A 25526-nucleotide genomic window follows, 5' to 3' on the forward strand; every position below is an offset into this window, starting at 1 on the left:
GAAGCTGTCGCCGGCTGACGCGCTGCCAGGGATTGAATCTCGAGACCCGGTCGAACACCGGCTCGAGGCCTGTGGATAACGCTGTGGATGGGCTGGGCATGAGCCGGTACAACCCCGCCATTCACCGCGCACAAGTTGTGCACAAGCCTGTGGATGAACTGTGCGATCTGGCGCTGCACCGGCTCGGTCCCGCCTTCGGCGTGAGTTACGGCCTGACCGGCAGCGGGCAGATGGCCGGCGCGATGCGGCGGCAGGCGCCGCAGGCATCAAGGCCGGGTGCGCTCTTCCAGCCAGCCGAGCCAGTGCATCGCCTGCTCGCGGCTGTCGCCGCACATCTCGGCGCTCGGCGTCAGGCCGCCGCACACCGCCGGGCGCTCTGGCTGGCCGAAGAGGCGGCAGCGATCCTGCTCGTCGAGCTGGATGCAGCGCACGCCCGCGGGCTTGCCGTCGGGCATGCCGGGGATGGGACTCGAGATCGACGGCGCGATGCAGCAGGCGGCGCAGCGGGGACGGCATTGCATGCGCCGCATGATAGGCAGCCGGATCGACGGCCCGCCGTGCCAAACTGTCCGACCCCCGAAACCCGCCCGGACACCGACCCGTGAAGCACCCGCAATACAACCCGCAACTGGCGACCGCACCCTTGTCCGACGCCGAGATCGACCAGCTCGACGAGCTGCTCGCCGCGCTGCCGGGCGACGACGTGATGGACGTCGAGATGCTCGACGGCTACCTGACCGCCCTGCTCGTCAGCCCCACCCTGCCGCCGGCCGACGCCTGGATCCCGCGCGTCTGGGGCGGCGCCGAGGACAGCCCGGCGCCGTTTGCCAGCGGCAAGCAGACCAAGCGTTTCGTGCAGCTGGTGCTGCGCCAGATCGCCGCCATCGACCGCCAGCTGCAGGGCGACTTCGACCGCTTCGAGCCCTGGTTCGACATGGCCGTGATCGAGGACGTCGAGGTGGTCGACGCGCAGGCCTGGTGCGCCGGTTTCCTGCACGCGCTCGACCTGACGCAGGACCAGTGGCAGGACCACTGGGACCAGCCCGACGTGGCACTGGCGCTGCGCCCGATCAGCCTGCTGGGCGGTGACGGCCTGGAGCCCGCCGACGCCGAGGAGGTCGACACCACCATGAAGCGCGACCGCATGAGCCGCCTGGTGCCCGATGCGGTCGAGGCGCTGTATCGCCACTGGCGTCCGCTGGCCGATGACGAAGACGAGGACGACCTCGGCGACGACGCCGGCAGCGACACCCCCCCGGCCGCGTGAACCCGGCGGCCCGCCCCGCCCTGCCTTATCTGGCCGGCTACCCCGAGGCGCTGCGCCAGCAGGTGCAGGGCCTGATCGACCGCAACGAGCTGGCCGCGCACCTGCACAAGCGTTACCCGCAGCGCCACCAGGTGCGCACCGACGCCGCGCTGTACGACTACACGCAGGCGCTCAAGAGCGAGTTCCTGCGCCAGTCGCCGCCGCTGGCCAAGGTGATCTATGCGGCGCGCCTGCACGTCATCCACAACGCGCTCGGCACGCACACCACGGTGGCGCGGGTGCAGGGCGGGCAGTTGAAGGCCAAGCGCGAGATCCGCATCTCGGCGATGTTCCGCGACACGCCACCCGAGTTCCTGAAGATGATCGTCGTGCACGAGCTGGCGCACATCAAGGAGCGCGAGCACAACAAGGCGTTCTACGCGCTGTGCCAGCACATGGAGCCGGACTATCACCAGTTCGAGTTCGACCTGCGGCTGCACCTGACGCTGCAGGAACTGAAGTCGACGGAACCCGCCGCGGACTGACGCCCGGCGAGCCGCCCCACGGCGCGGGCAACAGCGTCGCTGTTTCACGTGGAACAGCCGCGGCGAATGGCGAGCGACCACCCGATCGCACGCAATCGAGTTGGCCCCGCCAGCGACTTATCCACAGCCCCGACCTAAAATCGCGGGCTCCCCAGAGACAGCTTCCTGCCAGCGCCGCCGCACCCCATCCGGCCGCGCGCGCAGGTTTCGTGCTGCCGGGGCTTTGACAAGTCGCAGGTGCCTTGATGCTTTACCCCCAGGAATTTGACGTGATCGTGGTCGGCGGTGGCCATGCCGGCACCGAGGCCGCACTGGCCGCCGCCCGCATGGGCTGCGACACGCTGCTGCTGACGCACAACATCGAGACGCTCGGCCAGATGAGCTGCAACCCGTCGATCGGCGGCATCGGCAAGGGCCACCTCGTGAAGGAGGTCGACGCGCTCGGCGGCGCGATGGCCGCGGCCACCGACGAGTCGGGCATCCAGTTCCGCATCCTCAATTCGAGCAAGGGCCCGGCCGTGCGCGCCACCCGCGCGCAGGCCGACCGCATCCTCTACAAGGCCGCGATCCGGCAGCGGCTGGAGAACCAGCCGCACTTGTGGCTGTTCCAGCAGGCGGTCGACGACCTGATGGTCGAGGGTGATCGTGTCGTCGGCGCGGTCACGCAGGTCGGCATCCGCTTTCGCGCCCGCACCGTCGTGCTGACGGCCGGCACCTTTCTCGACGGCAAGATCCACGTCGGCCTGAACAACTACCCCGCAGGCCGCGCCGGTGACCCGCCGGCCGTGAGCCTGTCGGCGCGGCTGAAGGAGCTGAAGCTGCCGCAAGGCCGGCTCAAGACCGGCACACCGCCGCGCATCGACGGCCGCTCGATCGACTTCTCCAAGCTGATCGAACAACCCGGCGACGGCGTGGCAGCAGCCGACGGCACACCCGCCAGCTCGCCGATGCCGGTGTTCAGCTTCCTCGGTTCGGCAGCACAGCACCCGCGCCAGATGCCGTGCTGGATCACCAACACCAACCAGCGCACGCACGACATCCTGCGCACCGGCTTCGACCGCAGCCCCATGTTCACCGGCGTGATCGAGGGCGTGGGCCCGCGCTACTGCCCGAGCATCGAGGACAAGATCAACCGCTTCGCCGACAAGAACTCGCACCAGATCTTCCTGGAGCCCGAGGGCCTGACGACCAACGAGTACTACCCGAACGGCATCTCGACCTCGCTGCCCTTCGACATCCAGCTCGCCGCCGTGCGCACGATGCTCGGCATGGAGAACGCCTACATCCTGCGGCCCGGCTACGCGATCGAATACGACTACTTCGACCCGCGCGAGCTGAAGACGAGCTTCGAGTCGAAGGCGATCGGCGGGCTGTTTTTTGCCGGCCAGATCAACGGCACCACCGGCTACGAAGAAGCTGCGGCGCAAGGCCTGTACGCCGGCGCCAATGCCGCGCTGCAGGCGCAGGGCAATCCACCGTTGAGCTTCGGCCGCGACCAGGCTTATCTGGGCGTGCTGGTCGACGACCTCATCACCAAGGGCGTGACCGAGCCGTACCGCATGTTCACCAGCCGGGCCGAGTTCCGCCTGCAGCTGCGCGAGGACAACGCCGACATGCGCCTGACCGAGATCGGCCGCTCGGTCGGGTTGGTCGACGACGTCCGCTGGGATGCGTTCAACCGCAAGCGCGATGCTGTTTCACGTGAAACCGAACGACTCAAGAGCACCTGGGTGCACCCCGCGATCCTGCCCGCCGCCGACTCCGAGCGGCTATTCGGCAAGGCGCTGGAGCACGAATACAACCTGGCCGACCTGATGCGCCGCCCCGGCATCAGCTACGACACCGTCGCCGAGGCGCTCACCATCGCCCGGCCGGGCAACTACGTTTCACGTGAAACGTTGAATTCGCAGCTCGGTGCCGACCTTGCCGCCGCGGTGATCGAGCAGCTCGAGATCGCCATCAAGTACGCCGGCTACATCGACAAGCAGAACGAGGACGTGCAGCGCGCCGCCCACTACGAGCACCTGCGCCTGCCTGACGAACTCGATTACGCCCAGGTCACCGCCCTCTCCTTCGAGGTGCGCCAGAAGCTGACGAAGCACCGGCCCGAAACGCTGGGCCAGGCCTCGCGCATCTCGGGCGTGACGCCGGCCGCGCTGTCGCTGCTGCTGATCCACCTGAAGCGCGGGCGCTTCAAGGGATTCACTGGCAACGACAAGGTCGCCGCCGGCCCGATCAGCGCAGACGCCGTCAACACCGACATCAACGACAACCCAGCACACGCCGCCACCGATGCAGCCTGACCGCGACACCCTGCTGGCCGGCGCGCAAGCGCTCGGCTGCCCGCTCAGCGACACGCAGGCCGACGCCCTGCTCGCCTACCTCGGCCTGCTGCAGCGCTGGAACCAGGTCTACAACCTGACCGCCATCCGCGACCCCAAGCAGATGCTGGTGCAGCACCTGCTCGACAGCTTGGCCGTCATCGCGCCGCTGAACCGGGTCGCTGGCAGCGCGCCGCTGCGGCTGCTCGACGTCGGCAGCGGTGGCGGCTTGCCGGGCGTGGTGATCGCGGTGCTGCGGCCCGATTGCCAGATCACCTGCGTCGACACCGTCGCCAAGAAGGCCACGTTCATCCGCCAGGTCACCGCCGAGCTGCGGCTGCCGCAGCTGGTGGCGCGCCATGCCCGCGTCGAGCAGCTGACCGACGGGCCGTACAGCGTGATCACCGCGCGTGCCTTCGCGTCACTGGCCGATCTGGTCAAGCTGACCCGGCCGCTGCTTGCGCCGGGCGGCTGCTGGATGGCAATGAAGGGTCAGCATCCGCAGGCCGAGATCGACGCGCTGGACGCAGACATCAACGTGTTTCACGTGGAACAGTTGAGCGTGCCCGGCCTCGACGCCGAGCGCCGGCTGGTCTGGATGCGTCCGCGCAGCGTCGCTTCAAGCTGACATTTCGCTCGCTTGCCACAGGGCGGGCGGGTGGCCTCGGTTACGCTTGAACGCTGACCCGACCGTTTTCGGACGAGCAATCCGCACCGAACATCCAGGAGCCTCACCGTGTTTGGCATCGCAGACTTCGGCGCCTTCTGCGCCGCCATCGTCGTCTTCCTCGCCCTGCCCGGGCCTGGCACCTTTGCGCTGCTGGGCGCCACCGGCCAGGGTGGCTTTCGCGGCGGCGCGGCCGCCACCGCCGGGCTGATCGTCGGCGACCAGATCCTGCTGTGGCTGGCCGTGGCCGGTGTCGCGGCGCTGATGGCGGCCACGCCGTGGCTGTTCGATCTGGTGCGCTGGGCCGGCGCCGCCTACCTGGCGTGGATCGGCTTCAAGCTGCTGCTGGCGCGCCCGGGTGAGGACGCCAGCCCGGTGCGCATCACGCCCAGCCACTTCGCCCGCCAGGCGCTGCTGATCACGCTGCTCAATCCGAAGGCGATCATCTTCTACATGGCGTTCTTCCCGCTGTTCATCGACCCGGCCACGCACCGCGGCCTGCCGACGTTCGCCGCGATGGCGATCACGATCGCGCTGATCACCGCCGTCTGGTGCCTGACGCTGTGCGCCTTTGCCGAGCGCATCGCCAGCCGCGTGCGCGCCCATCGGCGCCTCGGGCTGGCGCTGCAACGCGCCGCCGGGCTGTGCCTGATCGGCTTCGGCCTGCGCATGGTGCGCTGATGAAACCCATGCCGGACCCGATGCCCGAACCCATCCCCGACCTGTCGCTGCCTTCCCACCCTCCTCTACCCGCCGGCTCACCCGCTGCGCGCGCATCCATGGCCCGTATCTTCTGCATCGCCAACCAGAAAGGTGGCGTCGGCAAGACGACCACCACCGTCAACCTGGCCGCCGGCCTGGCCGCCATCGGCCAGCGTGTGCTGGTGGTCGACCTCGACCCGCAAGGCAACGCCACGATGGGCTCGGGCGTCGACAAACGTGCGCTCAAGCTGTCGGTTTATGACGTGCTGCTCGGCAACAGCACGGTGCGCGAGGCCCGCCAGACCAGCGAGAAGGTCGGCTACGACGTGCTGGGCGCCAACCGCGAACTGGCCGGCGCCGAGATCGAACTGGTGACGATGGAGCACCGCGACCGCCGTCTCAAGCACGCGCTGGCCGAGGTGGCCGGCGACCACGACTTCATCCTGATCGACTGCCCGCCGTCGCTGAGCCTGCTCACGCTCAACGGCCTGAACTGCGCCAACGGCGTGATCGTGCCGATGCAGTGCGAGTACTTCGCGCTCGAAGGGTTGTCGGACCTGGTCAACACCGTCAAGCAGGTGCACGCCAACCTCAATCGCGACCTGCAGCTGATCGGCCTGCTGCGGGTGATGTTCGACCCGCGCATCACGCTGCAGCAGCAGGTCAGCGAGCAGCTCAAGTCGCACTTCGGCGACAAGGTGTTCAACAGCGCGATCCCGCGCAACGTGCGGCTCGCCGAGGCGCCGAGCTACGGCCTGCCCGGCGTGGTGTTCGACCCCAGCTCGAAGGGCGCGATCGCGTTTGTCGAGTTCGCGCGCGAGTTGGTGGCGCGCATCGATCCGCTCTGATCAGGCGGCCGGCGCGAAGCGCCACACGCCGTCGGCACCGCGGCTGCGTCCGAGCCGCCCGGCCAGCCACAGCGCATGCAGGTGCGCCACCGCCTCGCCCATCGCGAAGGTCATCTGGTGCAGGTCGAGCGGGCGCTTGAACATCACCGGCAGGATGTCGGCCGCGCTCGACGGCCGCGCCACGCAGGCGGCCATCACCTCGGCCAGACGTTCGTCGTGGTGCGCGTGCAATTGCGCGACGCGCTCGTGCAGGCCGCGGAACGGCTTGCCGTGCGACGGCAGCACCAGCGTGTGTGCCGGCAGCGCGCGCATGCGGTCGAGCGAGGCCAGGTAGAGCGGCAGCGGGTCGGCCTCGGGCTCGATGTCGATCACGCTGATGTTGGTGGAGATGCGCGGCAGCACCATGTCGCCCGAGATCAGCACGCCCAGCGACGGCGCATGCAGGCTGATGTGCTCGGGCGCGTGGCCGTAGCCGGCGTGGCAGAACCAGTCGTGGACAGCACCCCCCTCGTCCACCGTCTGCAGCTTCATGCCGTCGAGCAGGCGGCGGAACTGCTGCGGCACCGCCGGCACCATGCTGCCGTAGTAGTTGCCACGCGCGCGCACCTTGGCCTGGGCCTCGGGATCGACCAGGCCGTGGCTGGCAAAAAACGCCGCCGCCGCCTCGCCGCCGAAGCCGGTGGTGCGGGTGCTGGCGATGCGCGCGGCGTTCCAGTCGGTGGCGCTGATCCAGAGGCGGCATTCATGCTCGGGTGTCGTCCAGCGCTCGCACAGCCAGTTCGACAGCCCGATGTGGTCGGGATGCATGTGCGTGACGATCACCCGCAGCACCGGCAGGCCGCCGAGTTCGTCGGCGAAGACCTGCTCCCAGGCGTCGCGGGTGGCGTCGTTGGTGATGCCGCAGTCGACCACGGTCCAGCCCTCGCGGCCGTCGATGCGGTCACGCAGCAGCCAGAGGTTGATGTGGTCGAGCGCAAACGGCAGCCCCATCCGCACCCAGCGCACGCCGGGCGCCACCTCGAGCGTGCGGCCGGGTTCGGGCAGCTGATCGGCGAGCGGATAAACCAGTTGGTGTTCGAGCAGGTTGGCCATGGTGGTGGTTAGACTTACGTTTACGTCAACGGCAGTTTAACCAGCCGCCTCCCAAGCCGAAGTCGATCGACCGGAAGCCCTCGCCATGTCCCAGACTGCGCCCCAGACCGCGCCCGAGGCCGCCGCTGCCCGCGAAGCCCGCCTCTTCACGATCACCGAACTGGCCGCCGAGTTCGACCTCACGCCGCGCGCGATCCGCTTCTATGAAGACGTCGGCCTGCTCACCCCCGCACGCGACGGCCGCAACCGCGTCTACACGCAGCGCGATCGCACCCGCATCAAGCTGACGCTGCGCGGCAAGCGGCTCGGCCTGAGCCTGCAGGAGATCAAGCAGCTGGTCGACATGTACGAGTCGCCCGACGACACGAAACAGCAGCTCGAGGCCTTCCTGGTCGTGCTGCGCCAGCACCGCCAGCAGATGCAGCAGCAGCTCGAAGACCTGCAGGTGACGCTGGCCGAGATCGCCCAGCACGAGGAACGCTGCCTGCGCACGCTGGCCGGCTGCGCCCCCGAGCCGGACGCCGACACCGACTGAATCCCGGCGGCCCGCACAGCGGCCGATGCGGGCAAGCCCTGCCCTCGCCGGCTCGATCACTGCGCTACGATTGACGTTAACGTAAACGTCAATCAGATCCACGCCATGTCGACCCACACGCCCGCCGATCCCGATTACGCGCAACGGGTGCGCGAATCCTTCGCCCGCCAGGCCGCGATGCAGCTGATCGGCGCCGAGCTGATCTCGGTGGCGCCGGGCGAGGTGGTGATCGATCTGCCGCACGGGCCGACAGTGACGCAGCAGCACGGCTTCGTGCACGCCGGCATCGTCACGACCGCGCTCGATTCGGCCTGCGGTTATGCCGCATCGAGCCTGATGCCGGCCGACGCCGGCGTGCTGTCGATCGAGTTCAAGGTCAACATGCTGGCCCCCGCGCGCGGGCCGGTGCTGCGCATGACGGGCCACGTGGTCAAGGCCGGCCGCACGATCAGCGTGGTCGAGGGGCGGGCCGTGCAGCCGCATCCGGGCAAGCCCGGCGAGGAACAACTCGTGGCGACCATGAGCGCCACGATGATGACCATCACCGGCCGCGCCGACGTGCGCGGCTGAGCACGCCGGCGGCGTGGCGGGGTCGCATCAGCGCGGCACTGTTGTCGACCCGGCTGTCAGTCGCCAACCGCCCCGCGTGCGCAACAATCATCGGCATGAGCACCGAACTGCAAGAACTCTTTCAGAAGAACCGCGACTGGGCTGCCGACGTCGAGCAGAACGAGCCCGGTTTCTTCTCGCGCCTGCTCGTGCAGCAGACCCCGCAATACCTCTGGATCGGCTGTGCCGACAGCCGCGTGCCGGCCAACGAGCTGGTCGGGCTGCTGCCCGGCGAGCTGTTCGTGCACCGCAACGTCGCCAACGTGGTGGCGCACTCGGACCTGAACGCGCTGTCGGTGATCCAGTTCGCGGTCGACGGGCTGAAGGTGCAGCACATCATCGTGGTCGGCCATTCCAACTGCGGCGGCGTGCGCGCGGCGCTGCAGGACCTGCGGCTGGGCCTGGTCGACAACTGGATCCGCCACGTCAAGGACGTGCGCAACCTGCACGCCGCGCTGCTTGAAGAAGTGCCGCCGGAGCGCCGCATCGACGCACTGGTCGAGCTCAACGTGCTGGAGCAGGCGCACAACGTCTGCGACACCACCGTCGTGCAGGACGCCTGGAGCCGCGGCCAGGACGTGGTCGTGCACGGCTGGGTCTACGGCCTGCACAACGGCCTGCTGGAAGACCTCAACATCACCGCCCGCACCCCGGCCGACGTGCCCGCCGCCTACCAGCGCGCGCTGGCCGGCATCCGCGCGCGCTACGTGGCGGCCTGACCGACGGCGATGTTCCCGCGCCAGCTCACCGACACGCGGGCCTTCGGGATTGCCAATGCGCTGATCGAAGGCTTCAACCGCCACTACCGGCTGTTCCGCGAAACCAGTGCGCTGGCCAAGAGCCGCTTCGAGCAGGCCGACTGGCACGGCCAGCAGCGCGCCCAGCGCGAGCGCATCGAGTTCTACGACAAGCGGGTCGAAGAAGCCGCCGAACGCCTGCAGACCGAGTTCGGCGCCGCCACGCTCGGCATGGACACCTGGCAGCAGGTCAAGCTGCATTTCATCGGGCTGCTGACCAACCACCATCAGCCCGAGCTGGCCGAGACCTTCTTCAATTCGGTCACGACCAAGATCCTGCACCACAGCTACTTCCACAACGATTTCATCTTCGTGCGCCCGGCCGTCAGCACCGAATACATCGAGAACGACGAGCCCGCCGCCACGCCGACCTACCGCGCCTACTACCCCACGCGCGAGAACCTGCGCCAGACCCTGCGCGAGGTGGTCGAGCACTTCGCGCTGCAGCGCGAGTTCGAGGACCTGGATCGCGACATCGCCCAGGTGCTGGCCGAGCTGCGCCGGCAAAACCGCGAGGCCACCCGGCTGCGCGCCAACTTCCAGATCCAGGTGCTGTCGTCGCTGTTCTATCGCAACAAGGGCGCGTACCTGGTCGGCAAGATCGTCAACGGCTTTCGGGAGACGCCGTTCGCGTTGCCGATCCTTCATGGCGACGATGGCCGGCTGGTGATCGACACCGCGCTGTTCGGCGAGGACGAACTGCTGATCCTGTTCAGCTTCGCGCGTGCCTATTTCATGGTCGACATGGCGGTGCCGAGCGCCTGCGTGCAGTTCCTGCGATCGATGATGCCGCACAAGCCGCGCTGGGAGCTCTACAGCGCCATCGGCCTGCAGAAGCAGGGCAAGAACGCGTTCTACCGCGAGTTCCTCTACCACCTGCGCCACAGCAGCGACCGCTTGCGCATCGCGCCCGGCATCAAGGGCATGGTGATGCTGGTGTTCGACCTGCCGAGCTTCCCGTTCGTCTTCAAGGTCATCAAGGATTTCTACCCGCTGCAGAAGGACACCAGCCGCGAACTCATCCAGCGCAAGTACCTGCTGGTGAAGACCCACGACCGCGTCGGCCGCATGGCCGACACGCTCGAGTACAGCAACGTGGCCTTCCCCCGCGGGCGTTTCGACGACGAGCTGATCGCCGAGCTGCGGCACTTCTGTCCGAGCCTGATCGAGGACGACGGCGACACGCTGGTGATCCGCCACCTCTACATCGAGCGCCGCATGATCCCGCTCAACATCTACCTGCAGGAGGCCGACGCGGCACAGCTCGAACATGCGGTGATCGAATACGGCAACGCCATCAAGGACCTGGTGGCGGCCAACATCTTCCCCGGCGACATGCTGTGGAAGAACTTCGGCCTCACCCGCCACGGCAAGGTGGTGTTCTACGACTACGACGAGATCGAGTACCTGACCGACTGCAACTTCCGCCGCGTGCCCGAGCCGCGCACCGAAGAAGAAGAGATGTCCGGCGAGGTCTGGTACAGCGTCGGCCCGAAAGACGTCTTCCCCGAGACCTTCGGCCCCTTCCTGCTCGGCAATCCGGCGGTGCGCCGCGTGTTCATGCAGCACCACGCCGACCTGCTCGACGCCGCCTTCTGGCAGGGCCACAAGGACCGCATCCGCGCCGGCCACGTGCACGACGTGTTTCCCTACGAACCGCACAAGCGCTTCATCCACCAGCGCCAGGGCGGCGAGCAGGCGCGTGTGCGCACGCTCGCCCCGCTGGACATCGACGCCGACTGAATCTGCCACCGGAGCCCGCCATGCCGCACACCACCAACCCCATCGTCATCGCCTCCGCCGCCCGCACGCCCATCGGCGGCCTGCTGGGCGATTTCGCCTCGCTCGCCGCCTGGGAGCTCGGCGGCGTGGCCATCGCCGCCGCCGTGCAACGCGCCGGCATGGCGGCCGAACTCGTCAACGAGGTGCTGATGGGCAACTGCCTGATGGCCGGCCAGGGCCAGGCGCCGGCCCGCCAGGCCACGCTCGCCGCCGGCCTGCCGCAAAGCGCCGGCGCGGTGACGCTCAGCAAGATGTGCGGCTCGGGCATGCGCGCGATGATGTTCGGCCACGACATGCTCGTCGCCCGCAGCGCCGACGTGATCGTCGCCGGCGGCATGGAGAGCATGACCAACGCGCCGCACCTGATGTTCGCGCGCAAGGGCGTCAAGTACGGCGCCGCGCAGCTGTTCGACCACATGGCGATGGACGGCCTGGAAGACGCCTACGAGCGCGGCAAGGCGATGGGCGTGTTCGCCGAATCGTGCGTCGAGAAATACGGCTTCACCCGCGAGGCGCAGGACGCCTACGCGATCGAATCGACCCGTCGCGCCAAGGCCGCCAACGAAAGCGGCGCCTTCGACTGGGAGATCGCGCCCGTCACGCTCAAGGGCCGCGGCGGCGATACCGTCATCAAGTACGACGAGCAGCCCTTCAAGGCCAAGCTCGACAAGATCGCCGGCCTCAAGCCCGCGTTCAAGAAGGACGGCACCATCACCGCCGCCAACGCCAGCAGCATCAGCGACGGCGCCGCCGCGCTGGTGCTGATGCGCGAGTCGACCGCGCACGCATACGGCGTGACGCCACTGGCTCGCATCGTGAGCCACTCGGTGCACGCGCAGGAACCCGCGTGGTTCGCCACCGCGCCCGCCGGCGCGATCAACAAGGCGCTCGCCAAGGCCGGCTGGCAGGCGAGCGACGTCGACCTGTGGGAAGTCAACGAAGCCTTCGCCGCAGTGACGATGGCGGCGATGGCCGATTTCAAGCTGCCGCACGAGATCGTCAACGTGCACGGCGGCGCCTGCGCGCTCGGCCACCCGATCGGCGCCTCGGGCGCGCGCATCGTCGTCACCCTGCTCGGCGCGCTGCGCCAGCGCGGCTTGAAGCGCGGCATGGCCAGCCTGTGCATCGGCGGTGGTGAAGCCACCGCGCTTGCGATCGAAATGCTTTGAACTGTCTTGAATTGAACCTCCTGATGAACCTCGGACTGCAAGACCTCGCCCTCTTCACCCTCACCGTGCTGGTGCTCAACGCCACGCCGGGGGTAGACCTGATCTTCACCCTCACCCGCACGCTGCAGCACGGCGTGCGTGGCGGCCTGGCCGCAGCCGCGGGCATCAGCGCGGGCTGCGTGATCCACGCCGTCGGCGCGGCCTTCGGGCTGGCCGCGCTGATGGCCACTTCGGCCGACGCCTTCGACGCCCTCAAGCTGCTCGGCGCCATGTACCTGGCGTGGCTGGCCTTCGGCATGCTGCGCAACGCCTTGCGCACGGCACCAGCGGCGGCCACGGGCGAGGCGACGCTGCCGGACAACGCGGACACCGCCGGCCTGTCGCACAGCACCGCCGGCGGCGCGTCGGCCCAGGCCGCGGTCGGCGCACCGATCGGTGCCAGCGTGTTCTTCTCGCAGGGCTTGCTGACCAACGTCACCAACCCCAAGGTGGCGATCTTCTTCCTCGCCTTGCTGCCGCAGTTCATCGCGGTCGATGCGCCGGACAAGACGACCGCTTTCCTGGTGCTCGGCGCCTGGTTCGTGCTGCAGAGCGCGCTGTTCCTGGCCGCCCTGGTGATGCTGGTGGCGCCGCTGCGGAGCTGGCAGCCGAGCGCGAAGGTGCAGCGCGCGCTGCACGGCCTGTCGGCGCTGCTGTTCATCGCCCTGGCGCTGCGGCTGGCGCTGGCCGAAGCCTGACCCGACCCACTGACGGAGACACCCCCATGCTCTTGAGCGAAGACCACCGCGCCGTGCAGGACGCCGTGCGCGCCTACGTGCAGGACCAGATCGCCCCGCACGCTGCACGCTGGGACAAGGAGCACCACTTCCCCGCCGAGCAACTCAAGGGCCTGGCCGCGCTCGGCTGCTACGGCGTGGCCGTGCCCGCCGAGTACGACGGCGCCGGGCTCGACTACCTGGCGCTGGCCATCATCCTGGAAGAAATCGGCGCGGGCGACGGCGGCACCTCCACCGTGGTCAGCGTCAACAACTGCCCGGTCTGCTCGATCCTGATGGCGTTCGCGAACGAGGCGCAGAAGCAGCAGTTCCTGAAGCCGCTGGCGCGCGGCGAGATGCTCGGCGCCTTCTGCCTGACCGAGCCACACGTCGGCTCCGAGGCCGGCGGGCTCAAGACCACCGCCGTGCGCGATGGCGATCACTACGTGCTCGACGGCGTCAAGCAGTTCATCACCAGCGGCCAGCACGGCGACGTCGCGATCGTGATGGCCGTGACCGACAAGGCCGCCGGCAAGCGTGGCATCAGCGCCTTCCTCGTGCCCACCTCGACGCCCGGCTACACCGTGGCGCGGCTCGAGGACAAGATGGGCCAGCACAGCAGCGACACGGCGCAGATCAACTTCGACCAGTGTCGCATCCCCGCCAGCTACCGGCTGGGCGAAGAAGGCCAGGGCCTGAAGATCGCGCTGTCGGGCCTGGAGGGCGGGCGCATCGGCATCGCCAGCCAGAGCGTCGGCATGGCGCGTGCAGCCTTCGAGGCGGCGCTGGCGTACAGCAAGGATCGGATCGCCTTCGGCACCGCCATCTTCAACCACCAGGCGGTGCAGTTCCGGCTGGCCGACATGGCGATGCAGATCGAAGCCGCGCGGCAGCTGATCTGGCACGCCGCGTCACTCAAGGACGCCGGTCTGCCCTGCCTGAAAGAGGCCGCGATGGCCAAGCTGTTCGCCAGCGAGATGGCCGAGAAGGTCTGCTCGGCGGCGATCCAGACCTTCGGCGGCTACGGCTACGTCAGCGACTTCCCGGTCGAGCGCATCTACCGCGATGTGCGGGTGTGCCAGATCTACGAGGGCACCAGCGACGTGCAGCGGATCCTGATCGGGCGCGCGCTGGCGTGATGCGCCAACGTCATGCCGGGGCGGTCAGCAACGCAGCTTGAACTGCCGATCGCGCGCCTCGCGCTTGCGGGCGGCAATCCAGTCCTGCATCTGCCCCGGCTGAGGCTGACGCGCCATCGCTTCGTACTGGCGAATCGATGCATCCAGCGATTTGCACTCACCCGCCTTGCCCTCGACGCCGTTGTAGAAATGGCGCTCGGTGGTCGTGATCGTCGCCGCAGGTGGCGCCGTGAGCCGCGCGGCCTCGGCGCGAGACTGCTCGGCCAGTTGCACCTGCTGCTCCCACGGCATGCCATCGGGCACAGTCACCATGCGATCGATCAGCGCCTTCTGCTGGCTGCAGACCGTGTTGGACCAGAACGTGCCGCCGCTGTAGGCCTTGCAGAGGTAGACGGTCGCCGCGTTGGCGCCAATGCCGATGCCGGCCAAGGACATCGCCAGGACAACACGCACCCGGCGGCGCGGGCGCGTCAGTGGATCAGGCACCGCATCTGCAGCGTGTTTCATCTCGTTCTCCCTGGTTCTCGAATTGATTGAGCCCACCCACCGACGGGTCGGTCAACCATCCTCTTCGTCAAAGTAGTCGCTGTCGATCTTGGGCACTTTGAAAGTCCGGGAAGTAACGCCCAATTCGCAGTCGATCATCAGATCGGCGAGGCGCTCGCCATCGATCAGCACCATGCCCTCCACCGACCGCGCAAAGTCAAGTGCCTGGACCGTGTACGCCGACGTGGTGATGAACACACCCTTCTTCGCCTTCTGCCCCGCCAAGGCGCCATAGAAGGCCTGCAATTCCGGCCGGCCGACGTTGTTCTGCCAGCGCTTGGCCTGAACGTACACCTTTTCGAGACCGAGCCGATCGAGCGCAATCACGCCGTCGATGCCGCCATCGCCACTGCCGCCGACACGCTGCAGGTCGGCCCTGCTGGCGCCGTAGCCCAGCCGATGCAACAGGTCGAGCACGATGGTCTCGAAGTACGCTGGCGAAACCTTGCTCAGAAGTTCGAGCAAATCACGGGCAGCGGCCTGGCGCATTTCATCGAGCGCCTGACCCAGACGGTCATCCGGACTCGCCAGGGCCGCAATCGACGTACCTGATGCCGGCGCATCACCGCTGGGCACATTCGTTGTTCGGCCATCGACCGCTCGCAACCGTACGCCCATGAAGTCTGTCGCGAGGCGCTCGACCAAGGCGCTATCGAACGGCGCGGGATGCGTGTTCACGAACACCGTGCCGGCGGGAGTGAGCTGCCAGAAGCCGCGCCGAGGGCTGCTGGAAAGGCCGGCGCGCTTGAGGCGGTCGTGCGCCCAGCCCGCACGGTTCTTGTAGATGGGTTGGAGCCCGCTGGGCAGGCGCTGCAAGCGGTCCTCGTCGCTGAGTCCCAAGGCACTTGCCGCGTAGTCGTGCGCTTCGCGGGCGGATATCCCGTCCGGGTTGAGAGCCAGAAAGCGCAGCAGTGGCTCGATGAAACGGTCATACGTCGGGATCGGCATCCGGACAGAATAGGCGGCCCGTGGACGAAGCCGACGAATCGAAGCCGGACGGAGCCCATCCTGCTAACTTCTTCACACGCTGCAACGATCCAGACCTTCGACGTACGGCGCGCCGCTCAGATCCGGCCGGCCGCGCGCACTGCCCGCAGCGCCGCCAGCGCGGCGTCGAAGTCGAAGATGCGCAGGCTCGATTCGACGTCGCCCAGCGGGGTGCTGAACTGCTGGCGCATCGGCAGGCGCAGCTCGCGGAACAGCGCCACCGCCTCGTAGTCGCCGGCGGCGAGCAGGGCTTCGAGGCGGTCGAGATCGCGGCTCGACATCGCCGTGCCGGCCAGCGGCGCGGGCAGCGTCTCGTCGCCCAGCGTGCTGGTGCGGATGCCGGCCACCAGGAAGGCCAGCTCCTCGTGCATCGCCTCGGCGGCGACGGCCAGGGCATCGGCGGACGCGTTCGACGCCACCGCGGCTTCGAGCGCCTCGGCCAGCTGCGCCAGACGGCCGGCCCCGATCGACTCGGCCGCGCTCTTGAGCGCGTGGGCGGTGCGGCCGAGCGCCTTGAAGTCGCCGTGCACCAGCTGCTGCGCCAGCTCGGTCCAGTCGTCGCCGTAGTGGTAGGCGAACTGCCGCAGCACGCGCCGGTAGACCTCGACGCGGCCCTGCACGTAGTTCATCGCCTGCCGTGCATCGAGGCCGGGGATGCGAGGCAGGCCGTCGAGATCGTCGAGATCGTCGACATCGACGGCGGCGTGGCGCGGCGGCTCGACCGCGGCGGGCTGCGTCGCGGTCGGTGCAACAGCAGGTGCAGCAGCGGCTGCGACGCCTGGTGCGACAGCCTGTGGCGGGCCGCCCGCCGCGCCGGACAGCCAGCGCAGCAGCACCGCGTAGAGGTGCGCGGGATCGACCGGCTTGGCGATGTGGTCGTTCATGCCGGCGGCCAGGCAGGCGGCCCGGTCGTCGCCGAAGGCGTTGGCGGTCATGGCCAGGATCGGCACGGTGGCGCATCCGGGCAGCGCGCGGATCAGGCGCGTCGCCTCCAGGCCGTCCATCTCGGGCATCTGCATGTCCATCAGGATCAGGTCGTGGCTGCGGCCGTGCACCTGCGCCAGCGCCTCGACGCCGTTGCTGGCGACGTCGACCGCGAAGCCGGCGGCGCGCAGCAGTTCGAGGGCGACGTCCTGGTTCACGGGGTTGTCCTCCACCAGCAGCAGCCGCGCCCCCGCACAACACGAACGCAGGCGCTCCAGGGCCTCGCGGGGGTCCGCGAACGAGTCGCCGAAGGGGTGGGTGAGGGCTTCGACGGCAGCGCCCGCCGGGCGGGCCGCGGCGCCCTCGCGCAGCTGCGCGGTGAACCAGAACTCGCTGCCGCGGCCGGGCTCGCTGCGCACGCCGACCTCGCCGCCCATCGTCGCGGCCAGGCGCTGCGTGATGGCCAGACCGAGGCCGGTGCCGCCGAATCGGCGGGTGGTCGAGGCGTCGGCCTGCATGAAGGGCGCGAACAGCTGGTCGAGCTTGTCGGGCGCGATGCCGATGCCGGTGTCGCGCACCCGGAACCGCACCGTCAGGTGATCGTCGGTGCCGCGCGCCACGCACTCGGCGCGCAACACGATCGAGCCCTGCTCGGTGAACTTGACGGCGTTGCCTAGCAGGTTGAGCAGGGCCTGCGACAGGCGGGTCGGGTCGCCGGACAGGGCGTCGGGCACGCCGTCGACCTCGATCGCCACGGCCAGCCCCTTGGCGCGTGCGCGATCGGCCACCAGGGCGCAGTTGCGCGCCAGCAGGGCCTGGAGCGAGAACGGCAGCTGCTCGAGCTGGAGCTTGCCGGCCTCGATCTTCGACAGGTCGAGGATGTCGTTGATGACCTGCAGCAGGTGGCCCGCCGCGTCGATCATCTGGCCCAGCCGCTGCGCCGCCACCGGCTCGTGCGCATCGCGGCGCAGCAGGTGGGCGAGCCCGACGATGGCGTTCATCGGCGTGCGGATCTCGTGGCTCATGTTGGCCAGGAAGGCGCTCTTGGCGCGGTTGGCCGCTTCGGCCGCCTCGCGCGCCTGCAGCAGTTCGCCGGTGCGGTCGGCGACCCGGCGTTCGAGGTCGGCATTGAGGGCGCGCACGTGCTGCTCGGCGCGCCGGATCTCGGTGATGTCGAAGAACGTGGCCATGAAGCCGTCGTCCTGGTCGATGCCGGCGATCAGCAGGGTGCGCACGCTGCCGTCGCGGCAGGTGACGTGGTATTCCTGCGGCGCGATGTCGCCGCGGGTCTGCGCCACGGCGACCCGCGCGGCGTTCCAGCGCGCGATCACGGCGGCGCGGTAGGTCGCATCCGGATAGGCCAGCTGCCACCAGTGCGCGAGGGTCGGGATCTCGGCCAGGGTGTAGCCGAACAGCTGCACGAAGCGGCGGTTGATGTCGGTCACGCGAGCGTCGCGGCTGACCAGCGCCAGCGGCAGCGGCGCCTCCTGGAACAGCCGGCGAAAGCGCCGCTCGCTGTCACGCAGGCTGTCCTGGGCGGCCTGGCTGCGGCGCGCGGTCTCGTCGATCAGCTGCCGGGCCGCGGCGATCTCTCGGATCGACGACGGCGGCGTGCCCGGCTGCGGCGGCTGCGCCAGCGAATCGACCGCCCGGCCCAGGCGGCGGCTGGCCAGCATGCCGCCGAGCACCCCGGCCAGGCTGGCGCCCAGGATCGCGATCGCCAGCGTCAGGGCCGCGGCCTGCAGCGGCGCGCGGTAGACGTCGCGCGGGATCTCGAGCACCACCGACCACGGCGCCACCGCCGAGCGCACGGCAAAACGGCCTTCGGCATCGACCACCCGCTGCGCCGGCGGCTCGGCCGGCGCGCGGCGGGCGATGACGTCGCCCTTGCCGTCGAGCAGCGACAGCGACCAGTGCGCCGGCAGCCGGACCTGATCGAGCTGGGCCTGGTACTGGCTGGCCTCGAAGGTGGTCAGCAGCAGCGCGGTGACCTGGCCGCCGCGCAGCGCCGGCACCGCGATGGCGACCAGCGGCGCCTTGGCGATCGGCCCGATGAAGGTGTCGCCGACCGCCGGCAGCCCGGTCTCGAGCGCCTTGGGTGCGGCCGCCTGGCCCTTCGGGCGCGGCAGCATCGGCAGCTCGGCGCCGAACGGCGAGCGGGTCGTGAAGCGCATCCGCAGCGAGCGGTCGGCCAGCACCACGTGGCTGCCGAAGCTCTGCCGGAAACCCTGCGCCTCCTGGTAGAGCTCGCGCCAGCGCGACGGGTCGTCGGCCAGCGGCGACTGCGCCAGCATCTGCAGCGCGCCGATGCGGGCCTGCAGGCCCTGGTCGATCGAGGCGGCGAGCTCCTGCGACAGGTTCTCGGCCACCAGGTCCCGCTCGGCCTGGACACCGCGCACGCGGTCGATCGCCAGGTAGGCCGCCAGCAGCAGCAGCGGCGCCATGCACAGCCAGATCAGGCGGGTGACCCAGGTGTGCAAGGACATGCCGGCCGGTCGAGCGGGGCTGCGCGGGTGCGGAACAGCCGGCGTGGCCATGATCAGCCGGGCTTGCGGTAATCGGCCGCGATCCACGCCTCGGCGCTGGCTGTGTTCAGCTTGAAGCCGGCCGCGACCCGCACCTGTGCCAGCGGCTCGCCGGCCGCATCGGTGGCGGCCAGCACGGCGTAGGGCTCGTACTCGTCGGCGACGATGTCGAGCGTGACGTCGATGCGGCCGTCCGGCCCGTTCACCGTCAGGCTCTTGTGGTGCAGCGCATGCAAGGCCTGCTCATGGCGGCGCACCACTTCCTTGGCGGTCTTGACGAGGGTGTTGAACGCCGCGGCGTCGAGCGGCTTGGGGTTCTTCTTGTCGCGCCCCATCGTCCAGGGGCCGACCAGCGCCGGCTCGGGTTCGCCGTCCATCAGCATCGCCACCGCCCAGCCGTCGTCGTCCTCGTTCTTGATGACGCGGGCGGTCCAGCCGTTGTCGCGCCACAGGCGCGGCTCTTTCACGGCGGCGTCGGCGTCAAGGGGGTCGAGGTCTGCGGCCGGGTCGATTGCGTCGGATGTCATCCGGAAATCTTACTGCCCGGGCTTGCAGGGCAGCCACAGGGTCACGGTCGTGCCTTGAGCAGGCTCGCTGGCCAGCGCGATGCGCCCGCCCAGCAGCTCGATGATCTCCTTGACGATGCTCATGCCCAGACCCGTGCCGGCGATGCTGCCCGAGGTGTCGGCGCGATAGAACCGCTCGCTGACCCGCGCCAGCTGCGCCGCGGTCATGCCGATGCCGTGGTCGCGCACCTCGATGCCGATCATCGGCACGGCCGGGTCGGTGCCGGCGACGATGCGCACCACCACGTCGCCGCCGTGGGGCGAATACTTGTACGCGTTCGACAGCACGTTGCCGATCGCCTGGCGCATCTTGTTGCGGTCGACCAGCACCGGCACCGGCTCCAGACGGCGCTCGAACAGCGGCAGCGCGCGATCCTGCGGCGGCTTGAAGTCGTGCAGCACCTCGCGCAGCAGCAGCGCCAGGTCGAGCGTCTCGAGCACGAAGTCCTTGCCGCCACGCGCCTCGATGCGCGCCAGGTCGAGCAGCTCGTTGATGATCGAGATCATCAGCTGGCTCTGGCGGTGGATGGTGGTCAGCACGTCCAGCTGCTTCTCGGCCGACAGCTTGCGGCGCAGCATCAGCTCGGCGAAGCCGAAGATGCTGGCCATCGGCGTGCGCAGCTCGTGCGCGGCGGTCGACAGGAACTCGCTCTTCATCTGGTCGACCTCGCGCTCGTGCGTCACGTCGCGCAGCGACAGCACCTGCGAGATCGCCTCGGTGTGGCCCTCGCGCAGCCCCACCTCGAGCACGCGCCGGGCCGGCCGCGCGGTCTCGATCAGTTCGCGGCCGGGCACGCTGGCGTCGTCGCGCGGGCGCAGGTCGTGGCGCATCGCGTCGAAGCCGCGCCACGGGATCGGGCTGTCGCACTGCGCGCGCAGCTGCGCCTCGATGTCGCGCTCGTCGGCACCGAGCGCCTGGCTTTCGGGCATGCCGGTCAGGCGGGTGAAGGCCGGACTGACGTAGTTGACGCGGCGCTGCGAGTCGAACGACACGAAACCGTCCGGGCTCAGCGCGAAGATCGCGTCGAGCTGCTCGCCGCGGATCTGCAGCCGGGTGACGAGCTCGGAGATCATCAGCGAGATCGCCGCCAGGTCGTCGGAGCCGACCGTCCGGGCCGATGCCTGCGCGCCCGGCGTCAGGCCTTCGAGCACCTGGCGCAGCGCCACCAGCGCCGACTCGCGGGCGCGCAGCTCGGCGCGCAGGCGCTGGTCGAGCGCGGACTGCTCGCTGATGTCGCGGCAGGCCAGCACGTGACCCGCCACGGCCCCGTCGGGCGACAGGATCGGCGACAGCGTGGTGTCGACCACCACGTCGGGCTGGGTGTCGCAGCGCAGCGTGACACGCCGGCCGGTCCAGCGGCCGAGGTGGCTCGCGTCGGCGTAGACCTGCGGCAGCACCTCGGCGGCCGGGCGGCCGAACATCTGCTCGAGCGTGCGGCCCGCCATCGCGCAGGCGGCCGGATTGGCCAGCACCACGCGGCCTTCGCCATCGAGCGTGAAGACGCCATCGGCGATCGCGCCCAGCGTGACCGCCGCCTGCGCGCGCTGCGACTGCAGGCTGGCCGCGGCACGGCCGAGCACCTCGAAGGTCTCGCGGAACTCGAGCGGCGCCTCCTCGGCCGACAGCATCGCCGGCGCGGCCCGGCCGCTGCGCATGGCCTCGTCGAAGGCCTGCACGCGACTGAGCTTGCCGAGCCAGCGCACCAGCGGAAAGCGGATCAGGGCCAGGCCGCCGATGACGCAGACCAGGCCCAGCGCCAGCGCGATGCGGGTCTGCTCCCACAGGCGCCCGGCGATGCGGTCGGGCGCAAAGCTCAGGCGCAGCACGCCGTAGTCGTGCCCGCCCACCGAGATCGGCAGGTTGGTGTCGTAGAGCAGCGCGGCCACCGAATCACGCAGCCAGCGCGGCGGCGCCACGTCGGGCGCATCGTCGCGCGGCGCGCGCACCACGCCGCCGCGCAGGTCGATGAAGCTGGCCGACGAGAACGACGAGTGGTGCACCGCGTGCTCGAGGGTGCGGCGGATGGTGTCGTAGTCGCCGATCACGGCGCTGTCGGAGATCGTCGGCAGCATCACCGCGCTGAGCGCCTCGGCGCGCAGCTGCGCCTCCTCGAGTTCGACCGCGAACTGGTAGCGGTAGAACAGCCCGAGCCCGGCGATCACGAAGGCCAGCAGCGTGACGGTGTAGAGCGCGAACACGCGCCCGACCAGCGAGCGCGGCCACAGGCGCCAGGCCGAGGTCACGATGCCCTCAGCGCAGCGAGGCCGGCGCCGTGCGATAGAAATCGCGGTAGGCCGAGTACTCGCTGCCGTCGGAAGCCATGAAATGCGCGGCGGCAGTCAGGCCGACATGCACCGACGCCTGCTGCAGGATGTCGCGCCCCTTGGGATCCTGATGCATGCCCACGAAGGCCTGGATCACCGCCTGGCGAACCTTCTCGGGCACCTTGGCCGACGCCATCAGCGCCAGGTCGTGCACCGGCGGCGACGACCACAGCACGCGGTACTTCTTGTCCTCGCGCCGCGCATACCCCTCGACCAGCTGCGAGTTGACGCCCGCCGCCGCCGCCTTGCCGCTGTAGAGCTGGGCCAGCGCGCCATCGGTGTTGCCGCCGAAGACCGTCTTGAACTCGACTTGGCGCGCCATCAGGTGCGCGGCCGTGAACTTGTAGGACACCAGCGCCTCGGGCCCGGGAAAGACGACCTCCTTGCCCGCCAGCGCGGCCAGGTCGGTGATCGGCGAATCGGCCGGCACGACGATCTGGGCATGGACCGCCGGGGTCTGGCGGCGGCCGAAGACCCGCCAGCCGAGCTGTTCACGCTCGGGGCTGAAGAGGTGGTTGCTGAAGACGAACTCGACCTCCTGCGCCAGCACGAAGGCTGTGGTGTCGGCCGAGGTGCGGCCGATCTTGAGCTGCAGCTTGACGCCGCTTTTTTCGGACACGTAGCCGATGATCGGATTCCAGTAGGCCGCCGTCAGGTTGATGCCGTACTGGTTGACCGGCGAGAAGCGGTAGACCCCCGCCTCTTGTGCGAGCACCGGCGTGCAGAGAAAAGCGGCCGCCAGCCAGAGGCCGATGCGCCGAAGAAGGTCGTGCAGATTCATGGTCGATCCCGGGCCAGCCGAGTCCAAAGCGATGCAGAAGGAGCGACGCCACGGCCAGCGTCACCCCCGGATGATCGCTGGTCGCGCCGTCTCGCCTTCTATCGGCGGCTGCGGATCGGAATTGAGGGCCGACGGGCGCCGCTCGCTCAGCTGAGCGAGTGGATCATCTCGCGCACCCGCGGATAGATCTGCTGGCGCCAGCGCCGGCCGCTGAAGACGCCGTAGTGGCCCACGCCCAGCTGCACGTGGTGCTGCTTGAGCCACGGCTTGATGCCGGTGCACAGGTCGTGCGCGGCCACCGTCTGGCCGATCGCGCAGATGTCGTCGCGCTCGCCCTCGACCGTGAACAGCGCGGTGCGGCGGATCGCGCCGAGGTCGACACGCTCGCCGTTGACCGTCATCTCGCCACGCGGCAGCGTGTGCTCCTGGAACACCTGCGCCACGGTCTCGAGGTAGAACTCGGCCGGCAGGTCGTTGACGGCGAAGTACTCGTCGTAGAAACGCACCGTGGCGTCGGCCGGTGCATGGTCGCCGGCCACCCGCAGTTTGTAGAGATCCTTGAACGCCTTCTTGTGACGCTCGGGGTTCATGCCGACAAACGCGGTGAGCTGCAGGAAGCCCGGATAGACGCGCCGGTTCGCGCCCGGATAACGCCACGGCACGGCATGCACCAGGTTGCGCTCGAACCACTCGATCGGCTTGCTGTTGGCCAGTTCGTTGACGGCGGTCGGGTTGATGCGGGTGTCGATCGGGCCGGCCATCAGCGTCATGCTGCGCGGCTGCGCCTCGTGCTGGCGCTGCGCCATCAGCGCCACCGCCGCCAGCACCGGCACGCAGGGCTGGCAGACCGCCAGCAGGTGGGTGCCGGGGCCCAGCGTCTCGATGAAGCCGATCACGTGCTCGACGTACTCGGCCAGCCCGAAGCGGCCTTCGCTCAACGGCACCAGGCGGGCGTTGTGCCAGTCGGTGATGTAGACGTCGTGGTCGGCCAGCATGGTCTGCGCGGTGTCGGCCAGCAGGGTCGCGAAATGGCCCGACAGCGGTGCCACGATCAGCACCCGCGGCAGCGGATGGCCGCCGTCGCCGGCCTCGGCGACATCCTCGCGCTCGAAGCGCAGCAGCGTGCCGAAGGCGCTGCGCTGGATCACGCGCTCGGTGATCGGCACCTCGCGCGCATCAGCGCCCTCGCCCACCGTGACCGAACGGATGCCGAAGCCGGGGTGATCGTGCGTCAGCTTCAGGCGCGAGAACACCTCGCAGGCAGCGGCGGTCTCGCGTGCGCCCGGTGGCGCCGGCCAGTGCGGCATCTGCGCCATCAAGCCGGGCAGGCTGGTCGAGACGAAGCTGGCGGCCTGTTGCCAGGGATGGAGGAAGTCCGTCAGGGCTTGGTAGGCGGTGTAGAGCATCGGACCGGCGGCGCTTTCGTCCAAGTGATTCACCCGGATGACGCAAGTTGCAGGCCACCGCGCCGGTGATCGCACGATCGGCGTGCAGGCTGGCATATGGCTTGCACCAAGCTGGCGACCACAGGAGACAACGCGCATGGCCGTCCGCACCACCCTCAGCCTCAGCAGCAAGAACTATTCGTCGTGGTCGTTGCGCGGCTGGCTGCTGGCCCGCTTCGCCGGGCTCGATTTCGACGAGGTCATGCTGGCCGCCGACGACCCGACCGCCAAGGCCGAGATGCTGCTGCTGGCGCCGTCGATGCTGGTGCCCTGCCTGCGCCACAACGGTGCCACCGTGTGGGACACGCTGGCGATCGCCGAGTACCTCAACGAGATCAAGCCCAAGGCCGGCCTGCTGCCCGCCGACCGCGCCGCGCGCGCCCATTGCCGCGCCATCTGCGGCGAGATGCATTCGGGCTTCGCCTCGCTGCGCTCGGCGCTGCCGATGAACCTGAAGGGCCACTTCCCGCACTACAAGGTCTGGAACCGGGCCCAGATCGACATCGCCCGCGTGCTGCAGATCTGGAGCGAGTGCCTGCAGACCTACGGCGGCCCCTACCTGTTCGGCGAACACCCGACGGTGGCCGACGCGATGTACGCGCCGGTGGTGACGCGCCTGCGCACCTACGACGTCAAGGTGGCGCACAAGGCCTGCGCGGCCTATTGCGACGCCATCATGGCGCTGCCGGAAATGATCGAGTGGATCGCCGCGGCCAAGCTCGAACCCGAAGCGATCGACGAGCTCGAGGTCGAGTTCTGACCGCTTTCGACGGGTTCAGATCGCCCAGCCCCTGGGCGCCGGGATCGGGCAGACCGGCTCGACATCGATGGTCTTGAAGTCGGCCGGGCCGACGATCTCGAGGTATTCCATGTCGGGCGAGTAGTCGAACAGGAAGTGCCGCACGCCCGGGCGCTGGTGCACGCAGTCGCCGGCGCTGACGAGCGTCTCCTGGTCCTCGTACATGAACCGGGCCCAGCCGCGCAGCATGATGACGATGTGGAACTCCGCTTCATGGCGGTGCCAGCCGGTGCCCTTCTCGGGTGCGTTGTGCGCCACCACGAGTTGTGCGATCACCTTGCCGCCGGTGGCCTCGCTGATGCCGAGGTCGCGGTAGAGAAAGAAATCGCGCAGGCCGTCGCCGCGGAACACCGTGTCCATCGGCTTGACGTGGGAAAACAGCGTGTCGAGCATGGAAGCCTCCTGGCATCAGGGTTGGGAT

The 25526-nt window shown here is 69.3% G+C and carries 24 protein-coding genes; 14 read left to right on the top strand and 10 right to left on the bottom strand.

Annotated elements, in window-relative coordinates; all coding sequences use genetic code 11:
- Positions 1-266: 266 nt before the first annotated feature.
- Positions 267-521 carry a YkgJ family cysteine cluster protein gene (locus LCHO_RS20880; RefSeq protein WP_083772824.1) on the bottom strand — a complete coding sequence of 85 codons (255 nt, stop codon included), beginning with the start codon at positions 519-521 and terminating at the stop codon, positions 267-269.
- 80 nt (positions 522-601) lie between these two features.
- Between LCHO_RS20880 and LCHO_RS20885 the strand changes: the two genes are divergently transcribed.
- The 6 genes from LCHO_RS20885 (at position 602) to LCHO_RS20910 (ending at position 6329) form a co-directional block, all read left to right on the top strand.
- Positions 602-1267, top strand: a complete 666-nt coding sequence (locus LCHO_RS20885) for a YecA/YgfB family protein (protein ID WP_012349186.1) — start codon at positions 602-604, stop codon at positions 1265-1267.
- Positions 1264-1791, top strand: coding sequence for a M48 family metallopeptidase (locus LCHO_RS20890; protein WP_012349187.1), 528 nt, complete (start codon positions 1264-1266; stop codon positions 1789-1791). The genes LCHO_RS20885 and LCHO_RS20890 overlap by 4 nt, the downstream gene beginning before the upstream one ends.
- A 245-nt stretch (positions 1792-2036) precedes the next feature.
- Positions 2037-4094 carry a tRNA uridine-5-carboxymethylaminomethyl(34) synthesis enzyme MnmG gene (mnmG, locus tag LCHO_RS20895; protein WP_012349188.1) on the top strand — a complete coding sequence of 686 codons (2058 nt, stop codon included), beginning with the start codon at positions 2037-2039 and terminating at the stop codon, positions 4092-4094.
- Complete coding sequence (gene rsmG, locus LCHO_RS20900) at positions 4084-4740, top strand: 16S rRNA (guanine(527)-N(7))-methyltransferase RsmG (RefSeq protein WP_012349189.1); 657 nt, start codon at positions 4084-4086, stop codon at positions 4738-4740. Before mnmG ends, rsmG begins: the two co-directional genes overlap by 11 nt.
- Positions 4741-4848: 108 nt before the next feature.
- A complete protein-coding gene (locus LCHO_RS20905; protein WP_012349190.1) occupies positions 4849-5460 on the top strand; it encodes a LysE family transporter in 612 nt (203 codons plus the stop codon).
- A gap of 98 nt (positions 5461-5558) precedes the next feature.
- Positions 5559-6329: a ParA family protein gene (locus LCHO_RS20910; RefSeq protein WP_012349191.1), complete on the top strand. Its 771-nt coding sequence runs from the start codon at positions 5559-5561 to the stop codon at positions 6327-6329.
- On the opposite strand, the gene LCHO_RS20915 is transcribed toward LCHO_RS20910, so the two are convergent.
- Positions 6330-7421, bottom strand: coding sequence for an MBL fold metallo-hydrolase (locus tag LCHO_RS20915; RefSeq protein WP_012349192.1), 1092 nt, complete (start codon positions 7419-7421; stop codon positions 6330-6332).
- Between the two features lie 85 nt (positions 7422-7506).
- On the opposite strand from LCHO_RS20915, the gene LCHO_RS20920 reads away from it, so the two are divergent.
- The 7 genes from LCHO_RS20920 to LCHO_RS20950 all read left to right on the top strand — a co-directional run bounded on the left by LCHO_RS20920 (position 7507) and on the right by LCHO_RS20950 (position 14207).
- On the top strand, positions 7507-7956 hold the full coding sequence (locus LCHO_RS20920) for a MerR family transcriptional regulator (RefSeq protein WP_012349193.1): 450 nt from the start codon (positions 7507-7509) through the stop codon (positions 7954-7956).
- A 105-nt stretch (positions 7957-8061) separates the two neighbouring features.
- Positions 8062-8526 (top strand): PaaI family thioesterase, encoded by a 465-nt coding sequence (locus LCHO_RS20925; protein WP_012349194.1) that lies wholly within the window; start codon positions 8062-8064, stop codon positions 8524-8526.
- A 95-nt stretch (positions 8527-8621) separates the two neighbouring features.
- A complete protein-coding gene (gene can, locus LCHO_RS20930; RefSeq protein ID WP_012349195.1) occupies positions 8622-9284 on the top strand; it encodes a carbonate dehydratase in 663 nt (220 codons plus the stop codon).
- A 9-nt stretch (positions 9285-9293) separates the two neighbouring features.
- Positions 9294-11105, top strand: a complete 1812-nt coding sequence (gene aceK / locus LCHO_RS20935) for a bifunctional isocitrate dehydrogenase kinase/phosphatase (protein ID WP_012349196.1) — start codon at positions 9294-9296, stop codon at positions 11103-11105.
- A gap of 20 nt (positions 11106-11125) precedes the next feature.
- The gene (locus LCHO_RS20940; protein WP_012349197.1) at positions 11126-12313 is read left to right on the top strand and encodes an acetyl-CoA C-acyltransferase; all 1188 of its coding nucleotides are present in this window, start codon (positions 11126-11128) and stop codon (positions 12311-12313) included.
- Positions 12314-12336: 23 nt separating this feature from the next.
- Entirely contained in the window at positions 12337-13050 is a 714-nt protein-coding gene (locus LCHO_RS20945) for a LysE family translocator (RefSeq protein ID WP_012349198.1), read from the top strand.
- Between the two features lie 26 nt (positions 13051-13076).
- Positions 13077-14207 (top strand): acyl-CoA dehydrogenase family protein, encoded by a 1131-nt coding sequence (locus LCHO_RS20950; RefSeq protein WP_012349199.1) that lies wholly within the window; start codon positions 13077-13079, stop codon positions 14205-14207.
- Positions 14208-14231: 24 nt separating this feature from the next.
- Here LCHO_RS20950 and LCHO_RS22470 read toward each other — a convergent pair whose 3' ends face one another.
- From LCHO_RS22470 to LCHO_RS20985, 7 genes are all read right to left on the bottom strand, one after another.
- Positions 14232-14636, bottom strand: a complete 405-nt coding sequence (locus LCHO_RS22470; protein ID WP_150105538.1) for a hypothetical protein — start codon at positions 14634-14636, stop codon at positions 14232-14234.
- A gap of 129 nt (positions 14637-14765) precedes the next feature.
- A complete protein-coding gene (locus LCHO_RS20960) occupies positions 14766-15701 on the bottom strand; it encodes a restriction endonuclease (RefSeq protein ID WP_012349201.1) in 936 nt (311 codons plus the stop codon).
- Between the two features lie 116 nt (positions 15702-15817).
- The gene (locus tag LCHO_RS22475; RefSeq protein WP_012349202.1) at positions 15818-19150 is read right to left on the bottom strand and encodes an ATP-binding protein; all 3333 of its coding nucleotides are present in this window, start codon (positions 19148-19150) and stop codon (positions 15818-15820) included.
- 53 nt (positions 19151-19203) lie between these two features.
- Complete coding sequence (locus LCHO_RS20970; RefSeq protein WP_012349203.1) at positions 19204-19716, bottom strand: hypothetical protein; 513 nt, start codon at positions 19714-19716, stop codon at positions 19204-19206.
- A 9-nt stretch (positions 19717-19725) separates the two neighbouring features.
- Entirely contained in the window at positions 19726-21999 is a 2274-nt protein-coding gene (locus LCHO_RS20975) for a PAS domain-containing sensor histidine kinase (RefSeq protein WP_012349204.1), read from the bottom strand.
- 7 nt (positions 22000-22006) lie between these two features.
- A complete protein-coding gene (locus LCHO_RS20980; protein WP_012349205.1) occupies positions 22007-22861 on the bottom strand; it encodes a phosphate/phosphite/phosphonate ABC transporter substrate-binding protein in 855 nt (284 codons plus the stop codon).
- A 146-nt stretch (positions 22862-23007) separates the two neighbouring features.
- On the bottom strand, positions 23008-24267 hold the full coding sequence (locus tag LCHO_RS20985; protein ID WP_012349206.1) for a polyhydroxyalkanoate depolymerase: 1260 nt from the start codon (positions 24265-24267) through the stop codon (positions 23008-23010).
- A 136-nt stretch (positions 24268-24403) separates the two neighbouring features.
- Here LCHO_RS20985 and LCHO_RS20990 point away from each other — a divergent pair, with 136 nt between their 5' ends.
- On the top strand, positions 24404-25066 hold the full coding sequence (locus LCHO_RS20990; RefSeq protein WP_012349207.1) for a glutathione S-transferase family protein: 663 nt from the start codon (positions 24404-24406) through the stop codon (positions 25064-25066).
- Positions 25067-25081: 15 nt separating this feature from the next.
- Here the strand turns inward: LCHO_RS20990 and LCHO_RS20995 are convergent, their stop codons facing one another.
- A complete protein-coding gene (locus LCHO_RS20995; protein ID WP_012349208.1) occupies positions 25082-25498 on the bottom strand; it encodes a cupin domain-containing protein in 417 nt (138 codons plus the stop codon).
- Positions 25499-25526 lie beyond the last annotated feature (28 nt).

The organism is Leptothrix cholodnii SP-6 (assembly GCF_000019785.1).
Classification (GTDB): Bacteria; Pseudomonadota; Gammaproteobacteria; order Burkholderiales; family Burkholderiaceae_C; genus Sphaerotilus; species Sphaerotilus cholodnii.

Bases quoted from the DNA above. Each gene is read 5' to 3' on its own strand.
- LCHO_RS20880 (WP_083772824.1), bottom strand. From the start codon at position 521: ATGCAATGCCGTCCCCGCTGCGCCGCCTGCTGCATCGCGCCGTCGATC.
- mnmG (WP_012349188.1), top strand. From the start codon at position 2,037: ATGCTTTACCCCCAGGAATTTGACGTGATCGTGGTCGGCGGTGGCCAT.
- rsmG (WP_012349189.1), top strand. From the start codon at position 4,084: ATGCAGCCTGACCGCGACACCCTGCTGGCCGGCGCGCAAGCGCTCGGC.
- LCHO_RS20910 (WP_012349191.1), top strand. From the start codon at position 5,559: ATGGCCCGTATCTTCTGCATCGCCAACCAGAAAGGTGGCGTCGGCAAG.
- LCHO_RS20915 (WP_012349192.1), bottom strand. From the start codon at position 7,421: ATGGCCAACCTGCTCGAACACCAACTGGTTTATCCGCTCGCCGATCAG.
- LCHO_RS20920 (WP_012349193.1), top strand. From the start codon at position 7,507: ATGTCCCAGACTGCGCCCCAGACCGCGCCCGAGGCCGCCGCTGCCCGC.
- LCHO_RS20925 (WP_012349194.1), top strand. From the start codon at position 8,062: ATGTCGACCCACACGCCCGCCGATCCCGATTACGCGCAACGGGTGCGC.
- can (WP_012349195.1), top strand. From the start codon at position 8,622: ATGAGCACCGAACTGCAAGAACTCTTTCAGAAGAACCGCGACTGGGCT.
- aceK (WP_012349196.1), top strand. From the start codon at position 9,294: ATGTTCCCGCGCCAGCTCACCGACACGCGGGCCTTCGGGATTGCCAAT.
- LCHO_RS20940 (WP_012349197.1), top strand. From the start codon at position 11,126: ATGCCGCACACCACCAACCCCATCGTCATCGCCTCCGCCGCCCGCACG.
- LCHO_RS20945 (WP_012349198.1), top strand. From the start codon at position 12,337: ATGAACCTCGGACTGCAAGACCTCGCCCTCTTCACCCTCACCGTGCTG.
- LCHO_RS20950 (WP_012349199.1), top strand. From the start codon at position 13,077: ATGCTCTTGAGCGAAGACCACCGCGCCGTGCAGGACGCCGTGCGCGCC.
- LCHO_RS20960 (WP_012349201.1), bottom strand. From the start codon at position 15,701: ATGCCGATCCCGACGTATGACCGTTTCATCGAGCCACTGCTGCGCTTT.
- LCHO_RS22475 (WP_012349202.1), bottom strand. From the start codon at position 19,150: ATGTCCTTGCACACCTGGGTCACCCGCCTGATCTGGCTGTGCATGGCG.
- LCHO_RS20970 (WP_012349203.1), bottom strand. From the start codon at position 19,716: ATGACATCCGACGCAATCGACCCGGCCGCAGACCTCGACCCCCTTGAC.
- LCHO_RS20980 (WP_012349205.1), bottom strand. From the start codon at position 22,861: ATGAATCTGCACGACCTTCTTCGGCGCATCGGCCTCTGGCTGGCGGCC.
- LCHO_RS20985 (WP_012349206.1), bottom strand. From the start codon at position 24,267: ATGCTCTACACCGCCTACCAAGCCCTGACGGACTTCCTCCATCCCTGG.
- LCHO_RS20990 (WP_012349207.1), top strand. From the start codon at position 24,404: ATGGCCGTCCGCACCACCCTCAGCCTCAGCAGCAAGAACTATTCGTCG.
- LCHO_RS20995 (WP_012349208.1), bottom strand. From the start codon at position 25,498: ATGCTCGACACGCTGTTTTCCCACGTCAAGCCGATGGACACGGTGTTC.